This is a genomic window from Lysinibacillus sp. 54212 (genome assembly GCF_036662795.1).
Classification (GTDB): domain Bacteria; phylum Bacillota; class Bacilli; order Bacillales_A; family Planococcaceae; genus Lysinibacillus_B.
In genome coordinates this window covers 310404-333767 of record NZ_JBAFWZ010000001.1, presented here as the reverse complement: position 1 = coordinate 333767, position 23364 = coordinate 310404, and the positions used below count along the sequence as shown (strand labels likewise).

Annotated in this window: 21 protein-coding genes; 16 read left to right on the top strand and 5 right to left on the bottom strand. The window is 38.6% G+C overall.

All coding sequences use genetic code 11. The features are described from left to right. Positions 1-19: 19 nt before the first annotated feature. The 6 genes from V4T18_RS01575 to V4T18_RS01550 all read left to right on the top strand — a co-directional run bounded on the left by V4T18_RS01575 (position 20) and on the right by V4T18_RS01550 (position 7924). Positions 20-1540, top strand: a complete 1521-nt coding sequence (locus V4T18_RS01575; protein WP_332645790.1) for a CoA-acylating methylmalonate-semialdehyde dehydrogenase — start codon at positions 20-22, stop codon at positions 1538-1540. A gap of 568 nt (positions 1541-2108) precedes the next feature. Beyond that, positions 2109-3512 (top strand): dihydropyrimidinase, encoded by a 1404-nt coding sequence (hydA, locus tag V4T18_RS01570; RefSeq protein WP_332645788.1) that lies wholly within the window; start codon positions 2109-2111, stop codon positions 3510-3512. 33 nt (positions 3513-3545) lie between these two features. Beyond that, the gene (locus tag V4T18_RS01565; RefSeq protein ID WP_332645786.1) at positions 3546-4880 is read left to right on the top strand and encodes an NAD(P)-dependent oxidoreductase; all 1335 of its coding nucleotides are present in this window, start codon (positions 3546-3548) and stop codon (positions 4878-4880) included. A gap of 14 nt (positions 4881-4894) precedes the next feature. Continuing rightward, complete coding sequence (gene preA, locus V4T18_RS01560) at positions 4895-6178, top strand: NAD-dependent dihydropyrimidine dehydrogenase subunit PreA (RefSeq protein ID WP_332645784.1); 1284 nt, start codon at positions 4895-4897, stop codon at positions 6176-6178. A 26-nt stretch (positions 6179-6204) separates the two neighbouring features. Beyond that, entirely contained in the window at positions 6205-7665 is a 1461-nt protein-coding gene (locus V4T18_RS01555) for an NCS1 family transporter (protein ID WP_332645782.1), read from the top strand. A gap of 46 nt (positions 7666-7711) precedes the next feature. Beyond that, complete coding sequence (locus tag V4T18_RS01550) at positions 7712-7924, top strand: hypothetical protein (protein WP_332645780.1); 213 nt, start codon at positions 7712-7714, stop codon at positions 7922-7924. 169 nt (positions 7925-8093) lie between these two features. On the opposite strand, the gene V4T18_RS01545 is transcribed toward V4T18_RS01550, so the two are convergent. After that, a complete protein-coding gene (locus V4T18_RS01545; protein WP_332645778.1) occupies positions 8094-8207 on the bottom strand; it encodes a YjcZ family sporulation protein in 114 nt (37 codons plus the stop codon). Positions 8208-8321: 114 nt separating this feature from the next. Here V4T18_RS01545 and V4T18_RS01540 point away from each other — a divergent pair, with 114 nt between their 5' ends. Continuing rightward, on the top strand, positions 8322-8696 hold the full coding sequence (locus V4T18_RS01540; RefSeq protein WP_332645776.1) for a hypothetical protein: 375 nt from the start codon (positions 8322-8324) through the stop codon (positions 8694-8696). A 155-nt stretch (positions 8697-8851) separates the two neighbouring features. Here the strand turns inward: V4T18_RS01540 and V4T18_RS01535 are convergent, their stop codons facing one another. Continuing rightward, positions 8852-10456, bottom strand: coding sequence for an ABC-F family ATP-binding cassette domain-containing protein (locus tag V4T18_RS01535; protein ID WP_332645774.1), 1605 nt, complete (start codon positions 10454-10456; stop codon positions 8852-8854). Positions 10457-10659: 203 nt separating this feature from the next. On the opposite strand from V4T18_RS01535, the gene V4T18_RS01530 reads away from it, so the two are divergent. The 4 genes from V4T18_RS01530 to recQ all read left to right on the top strand — a co-directional run bounded on the left by V4T18_RS01530 (position 10660) and on the right by recQ (position 15543). After that, positions 10660-11838 (top strand): MFS transporter, encoded by a 1179-nt coding sequence (locus tag V4T18_RS01530; protein ID WP_332645771.1) that lies wholly within the window; start codon positions 10660-10662, stop codon positions 11836-11838. Positions 11839-11933: 95 nt separating this feature from the next. Continuing rightward, positions 11934-12797 carry a hypothetical protein gene (locus tag V4T18_RS01525; protein WP_332645768.1) on the top strand — a complete coding sequence of 288 codons (864 nt, stop codon included), beginning with the start codon at positions 11934-11936 and terminating at the stop codon, positions 12795-12797. 71 nt (positions 12798-12868) lie between these two features. After that, entirely contained in the window at positions 12869-13720 is an 852-nt protein-coding gene (locus V4T18_RS01520) for a hydroxymethylglutaryl-CoA lyase (RefSeq protein ID WP_332645765.1), read from the top strand. 47 nt (positions 13721-13767) lie between these two features. Beyond that, the gene (gene recQ / locus V4T18_RS01515; RefSeq protein ID WP_332645763.1) at positions 13768-15543 is read left to right on the top strand and encodes a DNA helicase RecQ; all 1776 of its coding nucleotides are present in this window, start codon (positions 13768-13770) and stop codon (positions 15541-15543) included. Between the two features lie 100 nt (positions 15544-15643). On the opposite strand, the gene msrA is transcribed toward recQ, so the two are convergent. Continuing rightward, a complete protein-coding gene (gene msrA / locus V4T18_RS01510; protein ID WP_332645761.1) occupies positions 15644-16159 on the bottom strand; it encodes a peptide-methionine (S)-S-oxide reductase MsrA in 516 nt (171 codons plus the stop codon). Positions 16160-16328: 169 nt separating this feature from the next. On the opposite strand from msrA, the gene V4T18_RS01505 reads away from it, so the two are divergent. Both V4T18_RS01505 and V4T18_RS01500 read left to right on the top strand, forming a co-directional pair. Continuing rightward, complete coding sequence (locus V4T18_RS01505) at positions 16329-17261, top strand: LCP family protein (protein ID WP_332645759.1); 933 nt, start codon at positions 16329-16331, stop codon at positions 17259-17261. A 78-nt stretch (positions 17262-17339) separates the two neighbouring features. Continuing rightward, positions 17340-18554: an AI-2E family transporter gene (locus V4T18_RS01500; RefSeq protein WP_332645758.1), complete on the top strand. Its 1215-nt coding sequence runs from the start codon at positions 17340-17342 to the stop codon at positions 18552-18554. Positions 18555-18603: 49 nt separating this feature from the next. Here the strand turns inward: V4T18_RS01500 and V4T18_RS01495 are convergent, their stop codons facing one another. After that, a complete protein-coding gene (locus V4T18_RS01495; protein WP_332645756.1) occupies positions 18604-19767 on the bottom strand; it encodes an aminotransferase class I/II-fold pyridoxal phosphate-dependent enzyme in 1164 nt (387 codons plus the stop codon). A gap of 207 nt (positions 19768-19974) precedes the next feature. Here V4T18_RS01495 and V4T18_RS01490 point away from each other — a divergent pair, with 207 nt between their 5' ends. Beyond that, entirely contained in the window at positions 19975-20871 is an 897-nt protein-coding gene (locus V4T18_RS01490; protein WP_332645754.1) for a hypothetical protein, read from the top strand. A gap of 23 nt (positions 20872-20894) precedes the next feature. Here the strand turns inward: V4T18_RS01490 and V4T18_RS01485 are convergent, their stop codons facing one another. Beyond that, on the bottom strand, positions 20895-21692 hold the full coding sequence (locus tag V4T18_RS01485) for an enoyl-CoA hydratase/isomerase family protein (RefSeq protein WP_332645752.1): 798 nt from the start codon (positions 21690-21692) through the stop codon (positions 20895-20897). A 333-nt stretch (positions 21693-22025) separates the two neighbouring features. Here V4T18_RS01485 and V4T18_RS01480 point away from each other — a divergent pair, with 333 nt between their 5' ends. Both V4T18_RS01480 and V4T18_RS01475 read left to right on the top strand, forming a co-directional pair. Further along, positions 22026-22892, top strand: coding sequence for a tyrosine-type recombinase/integrase (locus V4T18_RS01480; RefSeq protein ID WP_332645750.1), 867 nt, complete (start codon positions 22026-22028; stop codon positions 22890-22892). After that, entirely contained in the window at positions 22892-23299 is a 408-nt protein-coding gene (locus tag V4T18_RS01475) for a hypothetical protein (protein WP_332645747.1), read from the top strand. Before V4T18_RS01480 ends, V4T18_RS01475 begins: the two co-directional genes overlap by 1 nt. Positions 23300-23364: the final 65 nt, after the last annotated feature.

Genomic DNA, 23364 nt, shown 5'->3' with positions numbered 1-23364 from the left:
TTTTAAGGGGATGAAGAGCATGGCAGAATCTGTAGCCATCAAACAATTAACACATTTTATCAATGGGAAAGCTGTGGACGGAAAAAGCGGCCGTTATGGCGATGTGTCCAATCCATCAACAGGCGAAATCATTGCAAAAGTTCCACTTGCCTCTGTAGAAGAAGCACGTGAAGCAATTGAAGCCGCAAAAACGGCATTTCCTGCATGGCGAGATACAGCTGTTGCGAAGCGTGCAGAAATCGTGATGCGCTTCCGCAACCTACTAACAGAAAATATGGATCGATTAATCGAGCTGATTTGCACAGAAAGCGGGAAAACGAAGGAGGATGCAAAGGGTGAGCTAACGCGTGGTCTAGAATCAGTGGATTTAGCCATTGGCGCGCCACATCTTCTAAAAGGGGAATATTCGGTTAATGTTGGTGGGCAAATCAATGCCTACTCTGCAAAATATCCACTTGGTGTTGTTGCAGCTATTTCTCCGTTTAACTTCCCTATTATGGTCCCACTTGCACAAACAAGTATGGCAGTAGCTGTTGGGAATGCCGTTATTCTTAAGGCTTCTGAAAAAGTACCAATGACTGCCCTATTTGTGAGTGAGCTTTGGAAGGAAGCAGGCTTGCCGGATGGTATATGGACTGTATTAAATGGAGATAAGGTAGCAGTGAATGAGCTACTTGAAAACCCAGCAGTGCACGCCATTTCGTTTGTAGGCTCCACACCTGTTGCGAAATATATTTATGAGACAGGGGCAAAGCATGGTAAACGTGTAACAGCACTAGGCGGCGGGAAAAATAATATGGTAGTCATGCCTGATGCTGATTTAGAGCAGGTAGCAAATGCATTTATCGGAGCTGCTTATGGAGCTGCCTCACAGCGTTGTATGGCGATTTCAACGTTAATGCCTGTTGGTGAAGAGACAGCAGATCGAATTGTCGCGATATTGAAAGAAAAAATTGATGCATTAAAGGTTGGCTCTTACGAAGAAGAAGGAACAGATTTTGGTCCGGTAATTTCAAATGAATCGAAGCAAAGTGTTATTGAGTCTATCGATCAAGCCGAAAAACAAGGCGCAAAAGTCGTATGTGATGGACGATCATTAGATATTGTAAAAAATTCAAATGGTTTTTATATTGGGCCAACATTGCTTGATCACATTACACCGGAGATGGATATTTTTGATAATGAGGTATTCGGTCCAGCACGGAATATTGTACGTGTTCAATCATTAGAACAAGCGATTGGGCTTATTAATGACCAAGAGCTTGCCAACGGTGTAACAATCTTTACGAATGATGGGCATGCCGCTCGTAAATTTACAACTGAAATTGATGTAGGAATGGTTGGCGTTAATGTGCCAATTCCAATTCCTGTAGGCTATCATAATTTTGCAGGCTTTAAAGGATCACGATTTGGTGAAGGGCATATGTTTGGCCCTGATCAAGCTCGCTTCTATACAAAAACAAAAACTGTTTCAGAGCGCTGGCTAACACCATCAGAGGCTACTACGTCTACCTTTGCCTTCCCAAGTAATAACGATTAAAAAATAACTGTTTTATGCATCCAGAGCGTTAGAAAGTCCAGTACTTTTTAACGCTTTTTTTCTTAGCAACTAGTAATGAATGTGAAAAATCGTGAATTAGTTGTTATAAACGGATGCTGTTTTGCCATCAATTAGACGAAATGTCTAGTCTTACTCCAATAATATATGACGAATTGTATATTCTTGATCGGTATAGATTAAGATAAAATGTTTTTACAGAACTCGTCTAAGGCGAATACTTTTTGTAATGTAACTACGATCACTGTTATAGAAATCCTCTTTTTTAGTACTCCCATCAAGATTTGCATAAAGGTATTTATAAACTTTGGCAGCACCATTTCTACTTTCATTTTAAAGCCCATTCGCACATTTCATTCTTCATCCCATTACTCATATTAGTCTTGTTATCTAGTAAACTTTCTTTCTCGAATAGCTGAATCTAGGAATATCTCACCAAAAAATAAGCATAAAATAATAGAAGGGGGCAAGCTTTGTCGTACTATTTTCAACCGTAAAAGAACAGAGAAACTAAAGGAAAAACAATATTTTAAAGGCTGGAGGCGTTTTTATGAAAAAAATTATATCTGGTGGCACAATCGTAACGGCTTCTGATAAGTATGAGGCAGATGTATTAATCGAAAATGGCGTCATTACACAAATTGCTCCAAATATTAGAGACGAAGATGCCGAAATCGTAGATGCAACAGGGCAATATGTATTTCCTGGAGGAATTGATCCTCATACACATTTAGACATGCCATTCAATAATACGGTAACGGATGATGATTGGGAATCTGGGACAAAGGCTGCGGCATTTGGTGGAACGACAACGATCATTGATTTTTGTATTTCAGCTGGCTCGCCAACTTTATCAGATGCTGTTAAAACATGGCATAAGAAGTCCAAGGATAAGGCGGTAATCGACTATGGTTTCCATCTAATGATTGGAGATTTAAACGAAGTGCGATTAGCGGAACTTCCCCAAGTGATGGAACAGGAGGGTATTAGCTCGGTTAAGGTGTTTTTAGCGTATGCAAAAGAATTCCAAGCATCTGACCGCACGTTATTCCAAGCCTTTAAAGTAGGTAAAGAACTCGGTGCTACTGTTATGGTGCATTGTGAAAATGGCTCAGTTATCGATGAGCTTGTCGAAGAAGCACGAGCAAATGGAAAAACAAAGCCGATCTATCATGCATTAACACGACCTCCACAACTAGAGGGTGAGGCAACGAAGCGTGCTATTGAGCTTGCTCATTTAGCTGGAGCTAAATTATATGTAGTGCATGTAACGTGTAAAGAGGCAGTTGATGAGATTATTTCTGCACGTAACAAAGGGTATAACGTAATTGGCGAAACTTGCCCGCCGTATCTAGTGCTAGACCAAACAGCGTTAGAGAAGCCGAACTTTGAGGGGGCTAAATATGTTTGGTCACCACCGCTTCGTCCAGTAGAGCATCAAAAAGTATTATGGGATGCGTTGAAATCGAAGCAATTACAAACAATTGGGTCTGATCAATGCTCATTTAGCTTTAACGGTAAAAAATCATTAGGGAAAGATGATTTCTCCAAAATCCCAAATGGTGGACCATTCATCGAGGACCGTTTCTCTGTTCTGTATTCAGAGGGTGTAGCAAAGGGGCGTATTTCTTTAAATGAATTTGTTGATATGATTTCTACGCAATCAGCAAAAATTTTCGGTCTATTCCCGAAAAAAGGGACAATTGCGGTCGGTTCGGATGCGGATATCGTGTTATTTGACCCTACTGTAAAACGAGTGATTTCTGCAGAAACACATCATATGAATGTAGATTATAACGCGTTTGAGGGGCTTGAGGTAACGGGTGAACCGATAACTGTACTCGTTCGAGGTGAGTATGTAATTAAAGAAAAAGAATTTGTCGGCTCATTAGGTAGTGGAGAGTATATTCGCCGAGAAGTGGAAAGTGCAAAGGATACAGCGGTTATTTCTTAAAAGATAACAAGTCACACTGGAGAGGGGATTGTTATGAAGGCATTAGACAAAAACTTTGAAGAAATATTTGGTGGTTTAACAAACTATACGGCAACTGTAGAAGCGAATCGTTGCTTATATTGCTATGATGCACCGTGCATTACTGCTTGTCCAACAAGTATCAATATTCCAAGCTTTATCAAAAAAATAGCATCCAATAATTTAAAGGGCTCTGCAAAGGTCATTATGGAATCTAATCCAGTCGGAGCAAGCTGTGCCCGTGTTTGTCCAACAATTGAGCTTTGTGAGGGTGCTTGTGTATTAAATAGTGAGGAAAAGCCAATTCAAATTGGGCATTTACAGCGCTATGCAACGGATTGGCTAAGAAGCAATGATGTTGAACTGTTCAAGGCTGGTAGTGCAAATGGTAAAAAAATTGCGATTATCGGTAGTGGGCCAGCGGGGCTATCGGCAGCACGTGAGCTTGCACGTCTAGGCTATGCTGTAACGGTTTATGAAGCAAGTGAAAAAGCAGGTGGGTTAAATTATTATGGCATTGTTTCATTCCGCTTACCTCAAGATGTTGTGGAATGGGAAGTACAACAGGTTGAAAAACTTGGCGTAACGATTCGAACTGGTGTCAAGATTGGACAGGATGTTCTGGCAGAAGAATTACTAGCATCCTATGATCGTATTTTAGTAGCCGTTGGGATGGGGAAAGTACCAACGCTAGGTGTTGAAGGTGAAGATCTTGACGGTGTGTACGATGCGATTGATTTTGTCAAAGAATCAAAAGCGGGTGTAACAGACAAAGTGCTAGGAAAAAAGGTAGCAGTTATTGGAGCTGGCAATACAGCGATCGATGCTGCAACATGCTCAGTTCGTTCGGGAGCAGAGCGAGTCCAAATCGTTTATAGACGTACCGTAAACGAAATGACAGCCTATCCATTTGAATATGATTTTGCAAAGCAAGATGGGGTGGAATTCCGTTGGCTTTCGTTGCCAAAGCAGATTATCGGCGATGAGAATGGAAAAGTAGTAGGTTTACAGTGCGTAGGAATGGAATTAGGTGAAGAGGAGGATGGAAAGGCAACTTTACATGAAGTTCCAAATTCTGAATTTGTTATTGAGGTAGATGCAGTCATTCGAGCAATTGGTCAAACAAAGCATGTGGAGCTGATCCAACATTTGGGGCTTGATCATACACGTGGAGTCATTGATGTTGATATGGAAACATTAAAAACATCAAACCCAAAAATTTATGCTTGTGGTGACGTTATTTTTGGTAACGGATACGGAGAAGCAACCGTTGTATCCGCAGCACAACAAGGAAAAGATTCAGCCTATGCTATTCATCAAGAGCTTAGTGTCAATTCTGAAATTGCATAAAGGGAGGGTTTTATATGGCAGATCTACGTATTAATTTTGCTGGAATTCAATCACCTAATCCATTTTGGCTTGCATCAGCGCCTCCAACAAACTCAGGCTATCAAGTGCAGCGTGCCTTTGAAGCTGGCTGGGGCGGTGCCGTTTGGAAAACGCTTGGAGATCCCATTTTGAATGTTTCCTCACGCTTTGCAGCAGTTAATTTTAATGGACAAAGGGTAGCGGGCTTTAATAATATCGAGCTTATTACCGATCGACCGTTAGAGGTGAATTTAAAAGAAATCTATGAAACGAAAAAGAGATTTCCCAACCATGCTATTATTGCTTCTTTAATGGTAGAGCCAAAGCAAGACAAATGGCATGAGATTGTAAAACGTGTACAAGATGTTGGGGTGGATGGTTTCGAGTTAAACTTCGGCTGTCCACATGGTATGGCAGAGCGCGGCATGGGTTCTGCTTCTGGACAGGTGCCAGAGCTTGTTGAAAAACAAACATACTGGGCGAAGGAAGCTGCGAAAGTACCGGTAATTGTTAAGTTAACACCTAATATTACAGATATTACCGTGACAGCGGAAGCAGCAGTAAGAGGCGGTGCTGACGCAATTAGTATGATTAATACAATCAATAGCTTAGCCGGTGTTGACTTACATTCGTGGAATACAATTCCTAATGTAGCTGGGAAGGGTGCTCATGGTGGCTATTGTGGTCCGGCAGTAAAGCCAATTGCGCTTAATATGGTAGGTGAATGTGCTCGAAATCCACATATTAATGTGCCTATTTCAGGCATTGGTGGTATTTCAAATTGGCAAGATGCGGCAGAATTTATTCTCATGGGTTCATCTAGTGTTCAAGTTTGTACGGCTGCAATGCATCACGGCTTTAGCATTGTAGAGGATATGATTGATGGGCTTAACAATTATTTAGATGAAAAAGGGTTAGCCTCTGTCACAGATTTAGTAGGGAAATCTGTACCAAAATATTCTGATTGGGGTGATTTAGACTTAAATTATAAGATCGTTGCCGAGATTAATAACGATGTTTGTATTAATTGTAATAAGTGTCATATTGCCTGTGAGGATACATCGCATCAATGTATCGAGCTATACGCTGAAAATGGTAGGCCGATGTTAAAGGTTCGTGAAGTGGACTGTGTAGGGTGTAATTTATGCTCCATTGTATGCCCAGTAGAGGGAGCCATTACAATGAAGGAATTACCACACACGCAACCTCCAATGACATGGAATCAACGTCAATCATTGTTAAAGGCTTTTTCTAATGAAACTGGTACGGTGATGAAGTGAAAATTTAATAATGAGGGGAAATGTCGATGTCAAACGATGGACGGAAAGGTCAGGCAAGTAATGATTATTTGAAGTCTCCAGATTTATTCCCTATTGCTCATGAGGATCGAAAAATTGGTGTTATTGGATTTGGTGTTATTTGGGTTGGTATGGCAATCGTTTTAGCGGCGTTTGCTATTGGCGCGGCAGGAATTGTGAATTTGTCGATGCCGCTACTTATTGTTGCGGCTTTAGTGGGATCGATTTTAATCGGTATCTTTATGGTAGTGATTGGAGACATTGGCGTTGAGCATGGTTTATCGTTTCCAGTATATATGCGTGCACCATTTGGGACGATAGGGACGCATATTCCATCATTCGTACGTGCATTTACAGCTTCCTGTTGGTTTGGGATTAATACGTATTTCGGATCAGCAGCGATAAACGGTATTTTAAATATTTTGTTTGGGTTTGATAACTGGTTTATATGCTTTATCGTTTTTGCTGCATTACAGCTTTTCAATGTATCTTTAGGTATTAAATCGATCGAACGCTTTGCAGACTTAGCTGCACCTATTATTATTTTGATTTCTATTTGGATGTATATCGCTCTGTCTGGTGAAGCACAGGCACAGGGGAAAGAGGTATGGGCTTGGGTAGAAATGCCAACATCGGGCTTTGGTACTTTTACAGCGTTTATGATTGTAGCAATGGCCGTTATGGGCTTCTGGGCAACCTTGGCGGCAGACATGCCCTCGTTATCTCGATTTTTCAAAGCGCCCAAAAATGAGCGTAATTGGATTAAGCGTAATAAATCTCAATTATTAGGGTCATTAGTTGTACAGCCGATTTTTAATACGTTGATGATTGTTATTGGCGCGGTTTGTTATATGGCTACAGGTTCAGGAGATCCAGTAAATGCGTTGCAGCAATCTGCTGGCGGCATTATTTTAGCAATTTTATTATTAATGATCGTTCTAGCTCAGTGGTCGACAAATACTTCAGCGAATGTTGTGCCAGCTGCAACAATCTTCTCGAATATCGGTGGACCAAAAGTGCCGTTTTGGGTAGGTGTAGTATTTGCAGGTATTGTCGGTACGGTTGTACAGCCGTGGAGTTTATTTGAAATTTTAAATAGTGTACTGTTAATTGTTGGTGGAATTTTAACATCCATTGTCGGTATTTTATTTGCAGATTACTATTTATTACGTAAACGACGAGTGAATGTAACTGAGCTATATGAAGCAAATGGGCAATATCGTTATATGGGCGGTATGAATATGGCAGGCTTAATTTCGTGGGTAGTCGGCGGCGTAATTGCCAATATGTACCCAACGTATTCATCGTTAATTGGTTTTGCAGTTGGTGCGGCTCTATATTATGTACTTGCAAAATATTGGTGGTTTAAAAAATACCCACAAGCGGAAATTGAACACCCTGATGATTCTCAATATTTAGGGCTGACAGTAGGACGTAGTTGGGTGATTGACGAAACACCTGAAAAATAAAGTGTATTGAAAGCCGATAGTTAGTTAGAAGTACGGAGGTGTAGAGATGTCAGAATATGTATTAGTAGCGGAAGAGATTCAAAAAATAGATGAGCTCCTATCACAAAATTATCAGTTTAAAGCTGTTAAAGAAGATTTAGAAGGAGCCTATGTGACTTTCGTTCATGGGATTCATAGTACAGAACAAACGCTACACATTAAAATGGCGGATGCACGTAAATATTTCTCGTCAAAATTAGCCCAGCAATTGTCACGATAGCTATAGGACTAATAAAGGTCACTTTCTCGAAAAGAAAGTGACCTTAGTCTATTAACCTTAGGGCGGGGGGCGTAAGGTTATGGCAGTATTGATATTTATCATGTAATGTTCAATCTGATTTGTTCCCTTATGCATTGAATAGAAGGTAGAGTATACATAATTTGGAAATTTAGTACATAACCGTAGCGCCGACAATAATTAGAAGAATGAATAGAACAACGATTAATACGAATGTTGAACCATAACCAGAGCCAGAGCCTCCGCAGTTACCATAGTATCCCATAAAAATTTCCTCCTTTCTATAGCTATAATATGTAGCTGTTTATAGAGGAGAGGGGATATTCAACTATATAGTGTTTTATGTACGAAAAAATAAGTTTCTAAGTCAAATGTTTAGTTGTTAGTAAATCATTTTACTCTACTCATTCTTACGAAAGAGGTTGATTTCCGCTACGGGCAGCTCGCTTTTCGCGGGCACGGCTGCAACTATTTTTTTGGGATTCATCCCGAAAAAATGGATTTTCCGCCCGTGCGACTGCCGCTACGCTTTCGCCGCAGAAAACATGGCTGTTCCCGCAGAAAGCTATGCTCTGTAGCGAAAGGCGACCGCCGACAGCTACACTGGGATGCCCTTCGCTACAATCAACAGAATACTTCTAAACAAGATGCACATCCACATTTATATTCAAAAGATCTTTGTTTTAAAATGTTCGTATTTTCTATATCCATAGCCTTTTCTTTTGATTACCTTGTTGCTAAAGATAGTATGTGAACATTTTATATCTTAGAAGATTGTATTAAAATCATTTTAGAAAATAAAGCAAGCCCCGCCACGAAGACTAGAGTGGCGGGGCTTGAAGATTACTATGCAACTAAAAAATAGTTTGTCTAATTACTTGTAGCATAAATGATTAAGGACTTGCAGGACTATTTCAACCCTTGGCTGTCCTTCCACTCAAGGAACTCATCGTATGTTAATTGCTTATCTAAGATTGAACCGTCTTCACGGATTTCAATTACACGGTTTGCAATTGTTTGGATGAATTGGTGGTCATGTGATGTAAATAGCATTGCACCTTTGAAGCGGATTAAGCCTTCGTTTAGTGCCTGAATTGATTCAAGGTCTAAATGGTTCGTTGGCTCATCTAAAATAAGCACGTTTGAGTTTGATAGCATCATTTTTGATAGCATACAACGAACTTTCTCTCCTCCTGATAGGACAGAAGGGGATTTTTTTACTTCTTCACCAGAGAATAGCATACGTCCTAAGAAGCCACGTAGGAAGCTCTCTGTTTCATCGTCAGGAGAGTATTGGCGTAACCACTCTACTAATGATTTTTCAGAGCCAGTGAAGTATTTATCATGGTCGTTTTCGAAGTAGCTTTGAGACGTTGTTACACCCCATTTGAATGTACCAGCGTCTGGCTGCTCTTGCTCCATTAAAATATCGAAAAGAGCAGTTTTTGCATTTGGACTACCAAGTAAGACGATTTTATCTTCCTTGTTCATCGAGAAGCGAATGTCTTTAAATAGTGTTTCGCCTTCTAATGAAGCTGTTAATCCATCTACTGTTAATACGTCATTCCCAATTTCACGGCCAATTTGGAAGTTGATGAATGGGTATTTACGGCTTGATGGGCGGATATCGTCAAGCTCGATTTTATCAAGCATTTTTTTACGAGATGTAGCTTGCTTCGATTTAGAAGCGTTCGCCGAGAAGCGTGCAATGAATGCTTGTAATTCTTTAATTTTCTCTTCTTTTTTGGCATTTTGGTCAGATTGCATTTTTTGTGCTAATTGACTTGATTCATACCAGAAATCATAGTTTCCAACATAAAGCTGAATTTTCCCGAAGTCAAGGTCCGCAATATGTGTACATACTTTGTTTAGGAAGTGACGGTCATGGGATACAACGATAACTGTATTTTCAAAGTTAATTAAGAATTCCTCTAGCCATTGGATTGCTTTTAAATCTAAGTGGTTGGTAGGCTCATCTAGTAATAATACGTCTGGCTCACCGAATAGTGCTTGTGCAAGTAATACTTTTACTTTTTCAGCACCTTCTAGATCTGCCATTTTTGTATAATGTAGCTCATCACCAATACCTAAGCCATTTAGGAGAGTTGCTGCGTCTGATTCTGCTACCCAGCCGTTCATTTCTGCAAATTCGCCCTCAAGCTCAGCTGCACGCATGCCATCTTCATCAGTCATGTCTGGTTTTGCATAAATCGCGTCTTTTTCTTGCATTACTTCATAAAGACGTTTGTTCCCCATAATCACTGTTTCTAAAACTGTGAACTCATCGTATTCGAAATGATTTTGTTTAAGAACCGATAAACGCTCGTCTTTACCCATTGATACGTGACCTTCTTGCGCCTCGATATCACCAGATAAAATTTTTAAAAATGTTGATTTACCAGCACCGTTCGCACCGATTAGTCCGTAACAGTTTCCTGGTGTGAATTTAATATTTACGTCGTCAAATAATTTACGGTCGCCATAGCGAAGACCTACACCACTTACTCCAATCATGTAAGTTCCTCCTCATACTATCTACTGATTGCTTTAAACTTTTTCTGTTTAATACACAATGTTTCTATTATAGCATGACTTCGCTTGTAAATGAAATGGCAAAGCGTGGTGTCTGCTTGAAACATTTCATTCGGATATATGTTGTCAGACATTTTGAAATATGTTTTACTATCATAATGAAAGTAAAGAATAGAGGTAGCTTTATGAAAAGTGTTAAGGGATTGTCTGTCTGGATTACTCTTGCAGCAATTTTTTTCGTATCCATTAACTTACGACCTTCTGTTACAAGTGTAGGTCCACTTCTTAATACAATTACAGAGGAACTCGGAATTACGAATACACAAGTAAGTTTATTAACATCAATTCCCGTATTTTGCATGGGATTATTTGCACCGTTTGCTGTAGCGTTGCAAAGGAAACTTGGTTCAAAATGGGCGATAAATTTGTTATTGCTGGCGATTGGGATTGTTACTGCTGCACGCCTGTTAATTAACGATTATTTTTCCTTATTGCTAACAAGCTTTATAGCAGGCGTAGCTATTGCTATTATTAGCCCGTTAATTAATGCATTTATAAAAGAACGATTTTCACATAAAATAGAGCCCGTCATTGGTCTATATTCGTTAGCAATGGGAGCTGGTGCAACAATCAGTGCAGGCTTTACGGGTTTAATTTTTGAAAGATCTCATTCTTGGCAGACTGCTCTGGGCGTTTGGGGATTGCTTGCTATTCCAGCAGTAATTTTATGGATGATAGCATCAGGTGGTAAGAAAAAAGTATCGGATCCAATGCAATCAGTTGGACAAGGTCGAAACCCTTGGAAAAATAAAACGGCCTGGCTCATTTTATTTTACTTCGGCTTACAAACATCTGTATTTTTTAGCTTAACAACTTGGCTTTCACCGATTGCACAGGAACAAGGCTTTTCCCTAATTAAGGCTGGCTCCGTTCTTACAACGATGTCGGTTGTGCAGATGTTTGGTAATATATTCATTCCGATTTTAATTAATAAATTTCCGAATAGAATTATGTGGCTATATATACTATTAACAATTGGTTTAATTGGGGCAGCTATTTTATTAATAGATGTTCAATGGTCTATATGGATTGGGGCGGTTATTTTAGGAGTCTCCTTATCTGGTTTATTCCCAATTGGTTTAATGCTTCCATTAGATGAAGCGAAAAATAATGCGGAAGCAGGATCGTGGAGCTCGATGGTACTTTCTGGCGGCTTTATGATGAGTGCGATTGTGCCACTGCTTATCGGATTTGTCTATGATGAGACGGGCAGTCATGCTTATAGTAAAGGAATAATAATAGGTCTTTTTATTGCGATGTTTGTTGCAGTTTATTTATTACAGCAGCAAAAACGTCATGTATAATGAAAGCAGTCCAAATGAGGGCTGCTTTTTCGTATCGGAATTTTTTTCAATTAATTTTCAAAAGATATTGTCGGATTGGAAGTAGGTTGTGAACAATGAAGAAGATAATAATATTATGTAAACTAACTACTCTTGCTGCTCTTTTTTTAGTCGGCTGTAGTGATCATAATCGTTCTGTAGATTCGATGCTACAAAAAGAGGTAAAAATAGAGCAAACGGAAGTCATGGATAGTCAAGTAAAGGTATATAGTAATTATAGCAATGGGGATGGTTACGTAGTAAAGGCAAAGGGTAGGGATAAATGGATTGCAACCCAGGCATCGATTATTAGCGAGCATCCAGTAGCACTGATTGAAACGTCTAATAAACAGCTCCTTGAAGGTCGAGTAACCGCGTATAATGTAGAGCAAAACATTGCGATCGTTCATATTCGTAATAGCGCGGAAGTAACAGCAACAAATGAGGCTACAGCGTGGGACAAGCCTGTAATTGATAAGCTTCTAAAACAGCAGCAGGAACTGACTTATAAGGAACGCCTAGCCCTATTGGATGCATTTGCCGAAGTGGAAAAGCCGATTATATATAGCCAAGAACGATTAGAAGCTTATGATAAAAATACATTTACGTACAATCCTACATTAATTGAGCAGTTTATCTACAAGTTTCAGCAGCAGTACGAGCAATACTTGCAAAACGGTGAAAAAGAAATGATTAGCGAATACATAGGATCCGATCTATTATTAGATAAAATTGAAAAATCGTATTCTACAGAGAAAGCAATCGCACAATTTACAAAGGTGCAAGTGAACTCCATTACGCTCGCGGATTTTCAATATATCGTGGGGGTGGAGCTCGAAGTGAACGAAAATAAACAGAAAAAAAATATAGACGCAACGTATAAATTAATAGAGGTGGATGGACAGTTTAAAATGATATCCATTCAATTGGATGAAAAATAAGATGAATAAAAGATTAATTCCCTTTATTTCTTCCGAAAAATGCTAGAATAGTAAGAAAAGGTGGTGTGATGATGATTTTTCCTAATAATGTTGAAATTATCGAAGTAGGGCCACGAGACGGTTTACAAAATGAAAAGAAATTTGTGAGTACAGAAAGAAAAAAGGAGCTAATTCGTTTATTAGCAAGCACTGGTGTTAACAGAATTGAAACGGCATCCTTTGTACATCCAAAGGTCTTGCCACAAATGGCCGATGCGCAGGAAATAGTCGCCTATTGTAACGAGCTGGGGATTCCGTATATGGCGTTAACACCGAATCGTAAAGCACTGGAGCTTGCAATCGAAGCGAAAGTGCCACAAATTGCGGTATTTGTAGGGGCTTCTGAAACATTTAACGAACAGAATATTCGCCGAAGCATACACGACTCATTACAAGAATGCAGCGAGATCTTTGCCATGGCAAAACAGCACGGGTTATTTATTCGAGGCTATGTATCAATGTGCTTTAGCTGTCCATATGAGGGACCGATACAGTACAGTCAAGTAAAACGAGTTGTTAGAAGTTTTATCGATGGCAGAGTAGACGAAATCTCAATAGGAGATACAAATGGTCAGGCGAATCCTCGGATTGTATTTGAAAGATTTCAGCAACTACAAATGGATTTCCCAACGACAACATGGGTTGGTCATTTTCATGATACAAACGGCTTAGCACTAGCTAATATTATTGCAGCGATGCAGGCAGGTGTAACGAAGTTTGATGCATCAATTGGTGGATTGGGAGGCTGTCCATTTTCACCAGGAGCAACAGGGAATGTTGCAACAGAATCTGTGGTTAAAATGCTACATGAAATGAATATCGAGACAGGACTCGATTTACAAAAGCTGCAACAGGCAAAAGATTATGCAGTTTCTTTATTATAATCATATTATGTAAACTAAAATAGAAACAACTAAAAGTGAGGTATGATATGTTACAAAAAGCTCAGCAAATTCTACAAACCTACTTTGGCTATGAGGAGTTTCGGAATGGGCAGCAGGCAGCAATCCAATCAATTTTGAAGAAGCAAAATACTCTCGTCGTAATGCCAACAGGGGGAGGGAAATCCCTCTGCTATCAGGTGCCAGCTTTAGCATTACAAGGCACTACAATTGTTATATCACCACTTATTTCATTAATGAAGGATCAAGTGGATATGCTCGTGCAAAGTGGTGTGCGTGCCGCCTTTATTAATAGCTCACTCAATTACGAGAGAGTAAACGAGGTGATGCAGGACGTTCGTGCCGGCTATATTAAGCTCCTATATATCGCACCTGAACGACTTGAAAATGAGCCATTTTGTCAGGAACTAGCTCAGATTCATGTGCCACTTATTGCAATCGACGAGGCGCATTGTATTTCTCAATGGGGTCATGATTTCCGACCATCGTATCGAAACCTTCATAGGATAGTAGGGCTATGGGATGAAAAGCCAGCCGTAGTTGCATTAACAGCAACAGCGACGCCTGAAGTTTGTCAAGATATCTGCAGCCTATTACAAATTCATGAGGAGCATTCATTTATTACCGGATTTGCACGCGATAATTTATCATTTTCGGTTATGGCTGGTGAAAATAGAGAACGATATATTAAGCAATATGTAGAGAATAATAAGAATGAAGCGGGCATTATTTATTGCACAACTAGAAAATCTGTTGAGGCAATGTATGAATTACTTCATAGATCCGGAGTCCGTGTAGGAAAATATCATGGAGGGATGTTTGAGGAGGACCGTACGTACGAGCAAAATCGTTTCTTAAATGATGAAACGACGGTTATGGTAGCGACAAATGCTTTTGGAATGGGTATTAACAAAACGAATGTCCGATTTGTTCTACATTACGGAATGCCACGTAATATGGAAAGCTATTATCAGGAGGCAGGGCGTGCAGGACGCGACGGTTTACCGAGTGAGTGTATCTTATTGTATGCCTCAAGTGATGAGCAAACCCAGCGCTTTTTAATTGATCAAGCCCAGGATCGTAGTCGTATTCCCTTTGAACTGACAAAGCTACAGCAAATAATCGATTATTGTCATACGGAGAGCTGTTTACAAAGCTATATTACCTCGTATTTTGGTGAAGAAAGTAATGAAGTATGTGGGAAATGTAGTCAATGTAAGGATGAACGACAGAAAATCGATATGACGGAGGAAGCACAAAAGGTATTATCATGTGTTGTGCGAATGGGGCAAAAATTCGGGAAAGTGATTACGGCACAGGTATTAGCAGGCTCACGTAATAAAAAGGTAATTGAATTCGGATTTGAGCGCTTACCAACGTACGGGATATTACGCGCTATGAATGCAAAGGAGATTGCCAATTTTATTGAATTTCTTATTGCAGAAAAAGTACTACTTGTTAGCAACGGTCAGTTTCCAATAATTTATGTTTCCGATAGAGGCAAATCTGTATTGATTGGCAAGGAACGAGTATATCGTCGAGCGGCTCCATTAGTAAAGGCAATTGCAGAAAATGATCCGTTATTCGAGCATTTACGTGCGCTACGAAAAACCATTGCCGACAAGGAAAACGTCCCACCTTATGTTGTATTTTCAGATAAAACACTACGAGATATGGTAGATAAAAAACCTGTAACAGATGAGGAATTTTTATCCATTAGTGGCGTAGGTGAAAATAAATTACAGAAATATGGGAAGCCGTTCCTTGAAGCTATAACTGAATTCGAAAAAAGTCCGAGCCATTAATGTGACTCGGGCTTTTTCCTGAAAGAATTATCGCTATCGGAAGTTCGATCGAGGGACTGCAAGCAGCTACCGGGGGCAAAACAGGGCGCTTCCGCTTTTCTTATTTCCAATGAGCTTTAATAAATTCATCGCGCCCTGATTTATCGCGGTCTTCCGTGTAATGCTCAGGCTCTTTTTGATAGTAATTCTGATGGTAATCCTCAGCCGGATAGAACGTAGTTGCCTTTAAAATTTCGGTAACAATCGGTTTCTTAAATCGACCGCTTGCTGCTAAAGCTGTCTTTGATTTCTCAGCAAGTACATGCTGCTCGACAGTATGAGTAAAAATCGCGGTACGATAGGACTCACCTCGATCATGAAATTGACCTCCAGCATCTGTTGGGTCAATTTGCATCCAGAAAATCTCGAGTAGCCTCTCATAACTAAAAATCGTCGGCTCAAATTCAATTTGCACAACCTCTCGATGCCCAGAATTCCCTTTTTTGAGATCCTCATACGTTGGGTCTGCTAAGTGCCCACCCATATAGCCAGATGTTACTTTATGTATCCCATCCCATTGGTCAAACGGCTTTACCATACACCAAAAACAGCCGCCAGCAAATGTTGCCTTTTCCAATCAAATCGCCTCCTAAAATAAAAGTATTGTAACATAGCTCATACTCCTATATAAAGGGGAGTCATCCCAATACAATTATTTATGTTTAGTGGTATGATAATGGTGATACTTAGGAAACAATTTACATAAAGAATTCGTCTTTAAAACATAAAAATTAGAAGGTGGTCTTATGGAAGAACAACGAATGACCCGATATAGAAAGAAGCGTTTAAGAAAAGGGCGTATTTTTTTTCTACTATTATTTTTACTAATATCAATCATAGGCAGTTATAGCTTTATTCAGTTTCGAGCAGGGGCAAAGCTAGCTGGTGATTCTAAATTACCCGAAGAGGCATTTACTCCTGATAAGCCGTCTGACGATATGGAGAACTATTTAATTCTTGGAGTAGATAGTCGAGGGGAGGAAAAGTCAAGAACAGATACGATGATGCTCTTATCATGGCAAAAAAAAACAAACGACATGAAGCTCGTTTCTTTTATGCGAGATATTTATGCGGAAATTCCAGGCTATCAATCGTATAAGCTAAACACTGCCTATTATTTAGGAGGTGTGCAATTAACAAAGGATACAATTTCTCAAATGTTCCATGTACCCATCCATCATTATGCAATAATCGATTTCAAGCAATTTGAATCGTTAGTAGATATTTTAGTGCCAAATGGGGTAGAAATGGACGTAGAAAAGGATATGTCTGAAAATATCGATGTCTCAATAAAAAAGGGGAAACAAAAACTGAATGGACAAGAATTGCTTGGTTATGCTCGATTCCGTATGGATAAGGAAGGAGATTTTGGGCGAGTCAATCGCCAGCAAAAGGTAATTGAAGCGCTAAAGGATGAAGTATTGTCCCTTGAAAATGTAAAAAATCTACCTAAAGCAATTGGAGCTGCGCAAGGCTATGTATCCACAGATGTTGGTTCTATGGACCAGTTGAAGACAGTACTTTCTATTGCAGTTGGTGGCGGCGTCAATATAGATAAAATGACAATACCACTAGAGGGGACGTATCAATTTCAATCGTATAGTCATGCGGGATCGGTGCTGGAAATTGATATAGAAAAAAATCAACAGGCCATTCATGATTTTTTACAAATGAAATAAAGTAGATTTTATCACTGACTAAATTAAGCGTGGTACAATTATTCTACAGTAAATTGAATATTATATTGAGGTGGTATTTTGGAACAAGATAGAAAAAGTCAACAGGTTAAGCAAGAATCTTCACACTTTTTTTCAACGCAGTTTATTCGTTTTTTAGGCGGTAAAAATTTGTTATTTTTACTTTTTATCATTCTACTAGTTGGCTGTGTTATTTATATATACGATAAAATATCGTTTATTTTTGAGCCCCTACAAGTGTTATTCGAGGTCGTTATTTTACCTGGAGTACTAGGTGTGATTCTGTATTATTTATTACGCCCGTTTCTCCGTCTTTTATTGCATTGGAAAGTACCACGCTTATCGGCAATCGTACTGATATTTTTAGGGCTTATGAGTTTTGTTACACTATTAATTTTATTAGTTTTCCCATTTTTACGAGATCAGTTTTCTAACCTTGTACAAGAATTTCCGATTTATTTTATGAAGCTAATTGATAGTATCGTTAGCACTATAAATAACTCTAGAATAAGTGAATACTTAGAAACAGTGAATGTTGACTATAATACAATTCTAGAAGATGTGTCAGGTAATTTAGTGAATACAGTGAAGGATATTGCAACAAATATTACAACAGGTGTTGCAACGGGTGTTACGGGGCTTGTGACAACCTTGACAAGTATTGTGCTATCCCTTGTGATTGTTCCATTTATTTTGTTTTATTTACTGTGGGAAGGCGAGAAGATGCCAAGATTTATCCTACGCTTATTCCCGCCACGGAAGCGTAATTTTGTTGGAGAAATTTTGCATGATATGGACAAGGTAATTAGCTCGTATATCCAAGGTCAAATATTAGTCTCCATTTGTATAGGTTTGATGGTTACGATTGGGTTTTTAATTATCGGTTTAGATTATGCACTACTTCTTGGTGCATTGGCAATGGTCACGAGTATCGTTCCGTATTTAGGCCCGGTAATTGCCATTACGCCAGCAGCTATTATTGCTATCGTGTCATCTCCGTTTATGTTAGTTAAGCTAGCTATCGTTTGGACAATCGTTCAATTAATTGAAGGAAAGTTCATTTCTCCTCAGATTATGGGGAAATCGCTCAGTATTCATCCGATTACAATAATCTTTGTCTTGTTAACAGCAGGTGCTTTATTTGGAGTTCCAGGGGTTATTTTAGGTATTCCTACATATGCATTAATTAAAGTGTTAGTAACACATTTTAATCGATTATATAAGCGACGTTACAATAAATTTCAAACGGATTTAAATAATATGTATGAAGAATAATTAGTAAACAAAAGCAGAGGAGCGAATCCTCTGCTTTTGTTTTATCCTATTAGATTGTTAGCTTGCTTAGCTTTTCTACTGCGCGAGCTAACGTTGTAGATTCTTGAACTAGTGCTAATCTGACATAGCCTTGTCCTGCTGTGCCAAATGCTGTACCAGGTACCATAATTACACCTGCCTGCTCAATTGCTGTAAAGGTAAAATCCTTACAGTCCATGTCATACGGGTATTTTGCCCAAACGAACATCCCACCGTTGCTCGGAGCTACTTCCCAGCCAATTGATGATAAACCTTCCATTAACGTTTTATGGCGGCTTGCAAACGTGCTTCGTAAATTGGCTGTAATTTCCTCTGCATGATCTAAAGCTTTTACAGCAGTTAATTGAATCGGCTCGAAAATACCAAAATCTAAGTTTGATTTTAATTGCTTGATTATATTAACTATTTCGGCATTCCCAACAATATATGCAATACGTGTGCCTGCTAAGCTAAAGCTTTTGGATAGGGAGTTAATTTCTAAGCCAACATCTTTTGCTCCAGGTGTCGCCAGGAAGCTAATTGGTGCATCGCCCGTAAAGTAAAACTCCGAATAGGCCGCATCATGCAGCACGATAATATTATATTTTTTCGCAAATGAGACAACCTTTGTAAAGTATTCGATAGAAGGCATCGCAGGTACTGGATTACCAGGTAAATTTAATATAAGTAGCTTTGCTTTTTGTGCCACTTCTTCAGGAACAGCATTTAAGTCAGGTAAGTAGTTATTTTCTTTTGTAAGTGGCATGTAGTAAGGTGTAGCGCCTGCTAAACTGATGCCTGCATCATACGCAACATAGGCTGGATTTGTCGTTAATACAATATCGCCAGGATCACAAAAGGCAATCGGGAGGTGTACTAATCCTTCCTGTGAGCCCATTGTTTGAACGACTTCTGTTTTTGGATCTAAATCGACGCCATTTACACGCTCGTAGTACCTACTTACAGCTTCATTAAATGCCTGAACACCAGTTAATGTATAGCCATATGATTCTTCTAAGCTAGCAAGCTCAGATAGTGTTTGTCGAAGCATTGGGGCTGGCGGAATATCAGGACTACCTAAGCTTAAGTCAATAAGCTCTGTTCCTTTCGCCTTTTGTATATTTGCATAGTTTTTTAAGTCACCAAAAATTGCTGGTGAAAATAGCGACATTTTTTGTGATGGTTGAACTTTCACTTGTAACACTCCTAATTCTTTCGATTCCGCCTCGGTATATTTTTTTAGAACCTGCCTTTTACGTACAGTATTTTGGCCATTCTCTTTGAGGCTTTAACTCCTATCCTTTTAGAGAAGTTAAATGTAAAATTCATTGTACCATAACAGTCTAGGAAAAAAAGGTGGATTTCAGATAAAAGAATATATTCATACATTAAAGCAAATGCTGTGAATCTAATAGAAATACTAGCATACAGAAGGTCGTCAAATGGCTTTAAATCCATTACACTAACTATAGGGATGGTGAAAAAGATGAAAGTATATTCTTTAAGTGGTCAGAGTGGTACAGGAAAAAGCACAAGTGCGCTAGAGTTTGCTCATAAGCATAATATTGACGCTATCATTGATGATGGACTGCTTATTGTACGCGGTGAAAAAAAAGCAGGCATAAGTGCAAAGTTTGAAAAAAATACGATAACAGCTGTGAGAAGAGCTATTTTTGATGAAGAATCACATCGTCTGGAGGTTGCTGAAGCAATTCAAGCAGAGGCTATACAATCCTTATTGATTATCGGGACATCAGATAGAATGACTCAAAAAATTGCGAAGCGACTTGACGTTGCTCCGATCCATCATTACTATTACGTGTCAGATATTCGAACGCCAAAAGAAATTCAAATCGCGCGGTTTATTCGAGAAACGCAAGGAAAACATGTCATGCCTATACCTCATGCGCAAGTTGAGCAAAATTTCTTTAAACGACTTATAAAAAAAGGGAAGGATATTTTTTCACATAAACGAGAAAAGATTGGAGAAACAACGATTGTTCGTCCAGATTTTCATGGGCAAACGATTACTATTGCGCGTTCGGTGTACATACAAATCCTTACTCATTTGTTAAATGAAAACGAACTTGTTGCAAAGGTAGATTCCATTCGAATATCTATAGAATCATTACCAAAAATGACAATCACGATTAGTCTTACTGCACCTCTAAACTACTCTGTACCAACTAAGCTACGCGGCTTGCAGCATGAGATTGCAGAAGCATTCCAACTGCACTTTGGTATAGAACCATCAGAAATTAACTTCTTTATAAAAGGGATAGAACATAAAAAACGCTAGCTTAACACTAGCGTTTTTTCTGATTATTTCGTTTGACGTTTAAATTCAGGCTGACGTTTTTCTACGAAAGCACGTACACCTTCCGAGAAATCTGTTTGTGAAACGAAAGGTGTAGACCCTTCCCACAATTTTGGTGTTGAATCTATACATTCGCGTACAGAACGCTTTACAGCTAGTAGGGAGTCGGGTGACATGCCGGCTACTAGTTTCCCCATACGGATAGAGAATTTTGTTAAATCCTTTTCAGCAACTAAATAGTTTAACATGCCCGCCTTAAAAGCCTCTTCTGCTTTATACATTCGTCCTGTAAAGACGAAATCCTTTGTTGCACTTGGTCCTACTAAGTCAACCAATCGTTTAGCAAATTTATTGTTTAGCGTAATGCCTAATTTGCCAACCGGAATACCCATTCTTGTTTTATCAGAGCCGATACGGATATCACAAGCAAGGGCAAGCTCTAGGCCAGCTCCCATTGCCGGACCATTAATGACACCGATAACTGGTATCGGTAAATTTTCGATTGTTGAAATTGTTTTTTCCATATGAATAAACGCTTCTTCTGCTTTTTCTAATGAAATAGAGTTAAATTCTTTAATATCCGAGCCAGCCGTAAAGTTCTCTCCAGATCCACGTAGGATTAACACTTTATTTTTCGGGTTTTCTAATGTACTTAGGGCAATTTTAGCTAATTGATCCCACATATTTGCTGTTAAAGCGTTTTTCAACTGTGGTCGATGAATTGTAATAATTGCTAATCCTGCTGTTTCTTGATAAATAATTTTTGCTTCCTCTGCCTCTAGACGAGTCGTACGTACTTGCATTCTTTCGCCCCCTGAAATGTAATTACTCAATATTATATCCTAGAAAAACAAATCGTCACATAATTATGTAAATTTTGACGCAAAACATTGCAAACACGAAACAAAAGTTGTAACTGTTACAGTACAGAGAATATATTTTAATTAAACTATAGCCTCTATATGTGCTATGCTTTATAATAACTAAAGGAGAACGTTTGTTCTTATCATTCGTTTCTTTCTACTTCAATATGCATATTATCCGACACTTTTGAATATAGAAATATAAATACACACGCACAAGATTTATATAAAGCGGAAATTATATCCGCATAGTAATAAGGGGGTTCAAGGCTAATGAAAAAATATATACCTGCCTACAAGGCATATTTAGTTTCAGCAAGAAAATCTGAGCACACTATAAAGCAATATGAAAATGATGCAAAGCAATTTGCTAATTTTTTTCATGAACAGCCTAAAGAGGATATTAATGAGGTAATTCAAAACTATGTTAACGATTTGCATGAAAAATATAATTCAAAAAGCTCCATTAACCGGAAATTAGCAGCGTTAAAAGCTTTTTTAGGATTTTTACTATCCAGACAATATATAGAATCTTTCCAAGAAACATTATTACATCCCATTCAGCAAATGCCTGAAAAATTAAACACATTATCAGAACAACAATTAATTGAGGTGCTAGCCTGCTGGGAAAAATATTATAGAATAGCTGAAAAGGATGAGCATAAATGGCTAGCTATGCGAAACCTAGCAATTACTCATGCAATTGCCACTCTAGGTATTAAGCCAGCGGAGCTTGTTAAAATGAAATGGACACATATTGATGAAGATACACATCAAATTGTTATTTTGCAACGGAATTCCTATCGAACTTTACAATTACCAACCGATACTATGCAAATCCTGCTACAATATAAAGAAGAAACGCACAAATTTTTCCCGCAATTAGATAATGTTGAGGAATTATGGTTGGGCGTTGGAAATAAGCTAGGATCACCGATCACTGTCAAAACAGTCGAGCGTATTTTTCAGCAGTTATCCAAGATGATTGGTTTTAAAATTTCATGCACAAATTTACGATATACGGTGATAAATCGTTTAATGCAAGAGGCTGAATTAGAAGACATTTACATCCAGCTTGGTTATGCAAGAAAAGGAGTATTGGCGGAGAGACAACATCGATTACACCAGGAGGAATTATAATGGACATTTCATTAATGGAAGCATATAGTATTGAAGCATTAAAAGAGCAAGGAATTACATTAGATAGAGCAACAAAGAAGCTCGAATCAGGTCAGCTTGAAGATTGGAATGAAAAATTTCAATTAGATTTCTCCTTGTTACAGGAATTGTATAAAGCAAATCCTTCTCTATTCAAAGAAGCGTATCAGAGCAAATATAAAATTAAATTCGTAACGATAAACGGATTAAAAAATTTATTACGGTTAAAATTTAATATAGAGGAAACGCAATATACAATTGTAGAAAATGGGATACTTCATTTACAAACAGATGAAGAAATTGAGGATAGGATTCGATATATGCTGTCGTCTAACTGGACTGTTCTAAGGGATGAAAGCGGCTTGTCGATAATAGTGAAGGGGGAATGATGTGGAAGTACTACTATCCACTATTATCTTTTTTGTCGTACTTTACATTTTATTTAAGATAGCAA

Coding starts and splice junctions, on each gene's coding strand:
- V4T18_RS01575 (WP_332645790.1), top strand. CDS start 20: ATGGCAGAATCTGTAGCCATCAAACAATTAACACATTTTATCAATGGG.
- hydA (WP_332645788.1), top strand. CDS start 2,109: ATGAAAAAAATTATATCTGGTGGCACAATCGTAACGGCTTCTGATAAG.
- V4T18_RS01565 (WP_332645786.1), top strand. CDS start 3,546: ATGAAGGCATTAGACAAAAACTTTGAAGAAATATTTGGTGGTTTAACA.
- preA (WP_332645784.1), top strand. CDS start 4,895: ATGGCAGATCTACGTATTAATTTTGCTGGAATTCAATCACCTAATCCA.
- V4T18_RS01555 (WP_332645782.1), top strand. CDS start 6,205: ATGTCAAACGATGGACGGAAAGGTCAGGCAAGTAATGATTATTTGAAG.
- V4T18_RS01550 (WP_332645780.1), top strand. CDS start 7,712: ATGTCAGAATATGTATTAGTAGCGGAAGAGATTCAAAAAATAGATGAG.
- V4T18_RS01545 (WP_332645778.1), bottom strand. CDS start 8,207: ATGGGATACTATGGTAACTGCGGAGGCTCTGGCTCTGGTTATGGTTCA.
- V4T18_RS01535 (WP_332645774.1), bottom strand. CDS start 10,456: ATGATTGGAGTAAGTGGTGTAGGTCTTCGCTATGGCGACCGTAAATTA.
- V4T18_RS01530 (WP_332645771.1), top strand. CDS start 10,660: ATGAAAAGTGTTAAGGGATTGTCTGTCTGGATTACTCTTGCAGCAATT.
- V4T18_RS01525 (WP_332645768.1), top strand. CDS start 11,934: ATGAAGAAGATAATAATATTATGTAAACTAACTACTCTTGCTGCTCTT.
- V4T18_RS01520 (WP_332645765.1), top strand. CDS start 12,869: ATGATTTTTCCTAATAATGTTGAAATTATCGAAGTAGGGCCACGAGAC.
- recQ (WP_332645763.1), top strand. CDS start 13,768: ATGTTACAAAAAGCTCAGCAAATTCTACAAACCTACTTTGGCTATGAG.
- V4T18_RS01505 (WP_332645759.1), top strand. CDS start 16,329: ATGGAAGAACAACGAATGACCCGATATAGAAAGAAGCGTTTAAGAAAA.
- V4T18_RS01485 (WP_332645752.1), bottom strand. CDS start 21,692: ATGCAAGTACGTACGACTCGTCTAGAGGCAGAGGAAGCAAAAATTATT.
- V4T18_RS01480 (WP_332645750.1), top strand. CDS start 22,026: ATGAAAAAATATATACCTGCCTACAAGGCATATTTAGTTTCAGCAAGA.
- V4T18_RS01475 (WP_332645747.1), top strand. CDS start 22,892: ATGGACATTTCATTAATGGAAGCATATAGTATTGAAGCATTAAAAGAG.